Here is a 5507-nt window from a genome sequence, read left to right on the forward strand (position 1 = left end):
GCTGCGGGTCCGAACTGGCGCTACAGGTCCTACCGGCGCTGCAGGAGCTGTCGGCGCTACAGGTCCTACCGGCGCTGCAGGAGCTGTCGGCGCTACAGGAGCTACCGGCGCAACGGGTCCTACCGGCGCTACAGGTCCTACCGGTCCCGCCGCCATCGTCACCGCCGCTGCTCCCGTCGCAGATGCAACAAGTGCTGAAGATGTCGTTGAACGCTTCAATGAACTTCTTGCCAACCTGCGTGCCGCCGGACTTCTGGCAACCGACAATGCGTAAAAGGCTGAAATTCTGTGAAAAAGAATGTGCCTTGACACATTCGGGCGTCTCGCGCGGTCGCTTGCGACATGTTTCTGCTTCGCGCGAGTACGCATCCTCGCGGAGCGTTTGTTGTTTCATAGAACGCAATTTCCTATGAAACAACAGAAAAACCCCGGAACCTTACGGTTCCGGGGTATCTCTTACGTCTGGACACAATGCGCTTCCTGGAAGCGACTTTATATTATATATATACGGTACATCTTCTTGCCTGCTGCGCATACAAGAAGCACCTTTGTTTAATTCATTGATTACTCAATGATAGTAGCAACTCTACCAGATCCTACTGTACGACCGCCCTCACGGATAGCGAAACGAAGACCCTGCTCCATAGCTACCGGATGAATCAGCTCTACAGTCATCTCTACGTTGTCGCCCGGCATACACATCTCGGTACCAGCCGGTAACTCACAAACGCCTGTTACGTCAGTGGTTCTGAAGTAGAACTGCGGACGATAGTTGTTGAAGAACGGAGTATGACGACCACCCTCGTCTTTTGTCAGAACGTAAACCTGAGCAGTAAATTTCTTATGGCATTTTACAGAGCCCGGTTTAACCAGACACTGACCACGCTGGATGTCAGTTCTCTGAACACCACGAAGCAGAGCACCGATGTTATCACCAGCCTCAGCCTGATCAAGCAGCTTACGGAACATCTCGATACCAGTTACAACAGTCTTACGAGTCTCCTCGTGAATACCAACGATCTCAACCTCATCGTTCAGTTTCAGAGTACCACGCTCAACACGGCCGGTAGCAACAGTACCACGACCTGTGATGGTGAATACGTCCTCGATCGGCATCAGGAACGGCTTATCTGTAGCACGTACCGGATCCGGAATGTAGGAATCTACAGCGTCCATGAGCTCCATGATCTTGTCGCCCCACTCGCCGTTCGGATCTTCAAGAGCCTTCAGAGCAGAACCCTGGATGATCGGTGTGTCATCGCCCGGGAACTCGTACTCGTTCAGCAGGTCTCTGATCTCCATCTCAACCAGCTCAAGCAGTTCCGGATCGTCTACCATATCGCACTTGTTCATGAATACTACGATGTACGGTACGCCTACCTGACGGGAAAGCAGGATGTGCTCTCTTGTCTGAGCCATAACACCATCGGTAGCAGCTACAACCAGAATAGCGCCATCCATCTGAGCAGCACCAGTGATCATGTTCTTAACGTAGTCAGCATGTCCTGGGCAGTCAACGTGTGCGTAATGTCTCTTCTCTGTCTGATACTCAACGTGTGCAGTAGAGATAGTAATACCACGCTCTCTCTCTTCCGGAGCTTTATCGATATCCTCGAAGTTCTCAGCTGTGTTACCAGCTACTCTTGCAGCCAGAACTTTTGTGATAGCTGCTGTCAGGGTTGTTTTACCATGGTCTACGTGTCCGATAGTACCAATGTTACAATGCGGTTTAGTTCTTTCAAACTTTGCTTTTGCCATTTTAAGACGTCCTCCTTAATTTACACCCAATACGGGTATCTCAATTTATGTTAGGCTGACTCTAATTATATTCGATTAGAGCCGTTTTTTCAAGCCTAATATTGCTTTTCCGGGCAGTTATCTGCCCGGAAAAGGCAATATAGTTACATTTTTAATTATTTCTCAGCTTTTCCAGCAAGAACTTTCTCCTGAACGCTCTTCGGAACCGGCTCATATTTCTCAAAGAACATGGAGTAGTTACCACGTCCCTGAGTTCTGGAACGAAGGTCGGTAGAATAACCGAACATCTCTGCCAGCGGAACATAAGCCTTAACCAGCTTGCCGCCGCCGATGTCTTCCATACCCTCGATACGACCACGACGAGAGTTGATATCACCGATGATATCACCCATATACTCTTCCGGCATGGTTACCTCAACCTTCATGATCGGCTCAAGCAGTACCGGGTTACCTTTACGCATAGCATCCTTGAATGCCATGGAACCTGCGATATGGAAAGCCATCTCAGAAGAGTCGACCTCATGGTAGGAACCATCGTATACGTCAGCGTGAACGCCGAGTACCGGGAATCCGCCGAGGATACCTGCCTTAGCAGCCTCTTCGATACCTTCGCCTACAGCCGGGATGTACTCTTTCGGGATAGCACCGCCGACAACGCTGGACTCAAACTTGAAGGTCTCTTCGCCGTTCGGATCCATCGGAGTGAAGTGTACCTTACAGTGACCGTACTGACCACGACCACCAGACTGTTTTGCATACTTGCTGTCTACATCTACAGCCTTTGTGAAGGTCTCTTTGTAAGCTACCTGCGGAGCACCTACGTTAGCTTCAACGTGGAACTCACGAAGCAGACGGTCTACGATAATCTCCAGATGGAGCTCGCCCATACCAGCGATGATTGTCTGACCAGTCTCTTTGTTTGTATAAGCACGGAAGGTCGGATCCTCCTCTGCCAGTTTTGCAAGAGCCTCGCCCATCTTGTCCTGACCAGCTTTGGTCTTCGGCTCGATAGCGATGTCGATAACCGGCTCCGGGAACTCCATGGACTCCAGGATTACCGGATGCTGCTCATCACAGATAGTATCACCTGTGGTGGAGAACTTGAATCCGATCGCTGCTGCGATATCACCGGAGTAAACCTTTTCCAGCTCGTGACGCTTGTTGGCATGCATCTGAAGGATACGTCCAACACGCTCTTTTTTGTCCTTTGTTGCATTCAGTACATATGAACCGGAGTTCATAACACCTGAGTACACACGGAAGTAAGCCAGCTTACCTACGAACGGGTCGGTCATGATCTTGAATACAAGAGCAGAGAACGGCTCTTCGTCGGAAGAATGTCTTACAGTCTCGTTGCCATCCAGGTCAACACCCTTGATCGGCGGGATGTCAAGCGGAGACGGCATGAACTCGATGATTGCATCCAGGAGCTTCTGAACACCCTTATTTCTGTATGCAGTACCACAGCATACCGGGATTGCCTGACACTCGCAGGTTGCTTTTCTTAATACTTTCTTTAACTCATCTACAGACGGCTCTTCACCCTCAAGGTAAGCCATCATCAGATCGTCGTCCAGCTCGCAGATCTTCTCTACCAGCTCGGTGTGGTAAAGCTCAGCGTCATCCTTCATATCCTCCGGGATATCAAGGATGCTAATGTCCTCACCCTTATCATCATTGTAGATGTATGCTTTCATCTCGAACAGGTCGATAATTCCCTTGAAATCATCTTCCTTGCCGATCGGAAGCTGTAAACAGATAGCATTCTTACCAAGTCTGGTCTTGATCTGCTCTACACAGCCATAGAAGTTTGCACCCAGGATATCCATCTTGTTGATGAATGCCATACGCGGTACATTGTAGGTATCAGCCTGACGCCATACGTTCTCAGACTGCGGCTCTACACCACCCTTAGCACAGAATACACCTACAGCACCGTCCAGTACACGCAGGGAACGCTCAACCTCAACCGTGAAGTCAACGTGTCCTGGAGTATCGATGATGTTGATACGATGCTCCAGGGCGCCTGGTTTCGGTTTGCATTTTTCCTGCAGAGTCCAGTGACAGGTTGTCGCTGCAGAAGTGATGGTAATACCTCTCTCCTGCTCCTGAGCCATCCAGTCCATGGTAGCAGTACCTTCATGAGTATCACCGATCTTATAGTTAACACCAGTATAATACAGAATACGCTCAGTAGTGGTAGTCTTACCAGCATCGATATGAGCCATAATACCAATATTTCTGGTTCTCTCTAACGGATATTCTCTTCCAGCCAAAGCTTTTTCCTCCTATTAGAATCTGTAATGAGCAAATGCCTTGTTAGCCTCTGCCATCTTATGCATATCTTCTTTCTTCTTCACAGATGCACCAGTGTTGTTAGCTGCATCCAGAATCTCTTTTGCCAGTCTCTCTTCCTGAGTCTTCTCGCCTCTCTTACGGGAGTACAGAGTGATCCAGCGAAGTGCAAGAGCCTGTCTTCTTTCCGGCTTAACCTCGATCGGTACCTGATAGGTAGCACCACCGATACGTTTTGCCTTAACTTCCAGAACCGGCATGATGTTGTTCATTGCCTCTTCGAAAACCTCTACAGCTTCCTTACCGGATTCTGCAGCGACACGATCAAACGCGCCGTATACGATCTTCTGAGCAACGCCCTTTTTGCCGTCCAGCATGATGTTGTTGATTAATTTAGTAACAACCTTGTTGTTGTACAGCGGATCCGCTAATACGTCTCTTTTCTGAGTATGTCCTTTACGTGGCACGTTACTTCCCTCCTTAATATCTGCTCCGGCGGGGAGCCGCGGGAGCCATTCATTAGATCTTAGGTACTCGCATTGAACACTTAGCGAGGTTCCTCACGAGCTTAGTGTGAAAGCGCACCTGCGAAACGAGCGCGTCTTTCAGCGCGACATTGAGCATGGTGCTTCCTCTCTTCCTACTCGGCAGGTTCTCTCTAAGTTCAACCTGCGTCTCGTGCGCGGTTCTATGATTCCCTGCAACCTACAGGATCAATATCAAAGTCCGGCACATTCATTCTAAATCTAATAGAACTTCTACCTAATTAAAATTATTTCTTGTCTTTCGGTCTCTTAGCGCCGTATTTGGAACGCGCCTGTTTTCTGTTGGCTACGCCTGCAGTATCAAGAGTACCTCTGATGATGTGGTATCTGGTACCTGGTAAGTCTTTTACACGACCACCACGAATCAGAACAACGCTGTGCTCCTGTAAGTTGTGTCCCTCACCCGGGATGTAGCTTGTTACTTCGATACCGTTGGAAAGACGAACTCTGGCGATTTTTCTAAGAGCAGAGTTAGGCTTTTTAGGTGTTGCAGTCTTAACGGCTGTACACACGCCTCTCTTCTGCGGTGCAGAAACGTTGATAGCTTTCTTCTGTAAAGAGTTGTATCCCTTCTGCAGAGCCGGAGCTGTTGATTTCTTTTCAGATGTCTGTCTTCCCTTTCTTACTAACTGGTTAAATGTAGGCATCCTTTTCACCTCCTGTGATATTGTCTGTGGTTGCTTTTTTAAGCTTGTATTTCCGCGCAGAAATTCCTTGAATTTTGCACGCTTACTTATTATAGCTAGTTTGAGTTTCACTGTCAAGGTATAAAATGCAAATTTTTCCCGTAAAATAAAGGGTTTGTTACTGTTCACGCATACGTGCCCAGTAACGGAATTTGCCGTGGCTTCGCATTTAAATACGGCAAATTCCTGCTGCCACCACGTTTTCTTACGGCACTTTCGGTTC

General features: G+C 48.6%; 4 protein-coding genes and 1 pseudogene. 1 reads left to right on the forward strand and 4 read right to left on the reverse strand.

Annotation, left to right across the window (positions count from 1 at the left end; all coding sequences use genetic code 11):
• A pseudogene (locus DWX76_RS13485) lies at positions 1–274 on the forward strand (collagen-like protein); the annotation flags it as partial.
• Positions 275–564: 290 nt separating this feature from the next.
• Here DWX76_RS13485 and tuf read toward each other — a convergent pair.
• The 4 genes from tuf to rpsL form a co-directional block, all read right to left on the reverse strand.
• Positions 565–1758, reverse strand: coding sequence for an elongation factor Tu (gene tuf / locus DWX76_RS13490; RefSeq protein WP_107000672.1), 1194 nt, complete (start codon positions 1756–1758; stop codon positions 565–567).
• 155 nt (positions 1759–1913) lie between these two features.
• On the reverse strand, positions 1914–4034 hold the full coding sequence (gene fusA, locus DWX76_RS13495; protein WP_118570869.1) for an elongation factor G: 2121 nt from the start codon (positions 4032–4034) through the stop codon (positions 1914–1916).
• Between the two features lie 15 nt (positions 4035–4049).
• Positions 4050–4520 (reverse strand): 30S ribosomal protein S7, encoded by a 471-nt coding sequence (rpsG, locus tag DWX76_RS13500; RefSeq protein WP_022358473.1) that lies wholly within the window; start codon positions 4518–4520, stop codon positions 4050–4052.
• 305 nt (positions 4521–4825) lie between these two features.
• The gene (gene rpsL, locus DWX76_RS13505) at positions 4826–5245 is read right to left on the reverse strand and encodes a 30S ribosomal protein S12 (RefSeq protein ID WP_022358472.1); all 420 of its coding nucleotides are present in this window, start codon (positions 5243–5245) and stop codon (positions 4826–4828) included.
• Positions 5246–5507 lie beyond the last annotated feature (262 nt).

The sequence above is a fragment of the Clostridium sp. AF21-20LB genome, from assembly GCF_003478795.1.
In the GTDB taxonomy this organism is placed as follows: Bacteria; Bacillota; Clostridia; order Lachnospirales; family Lachnospiraceae; genus Otoolea; species Otoolea fessa.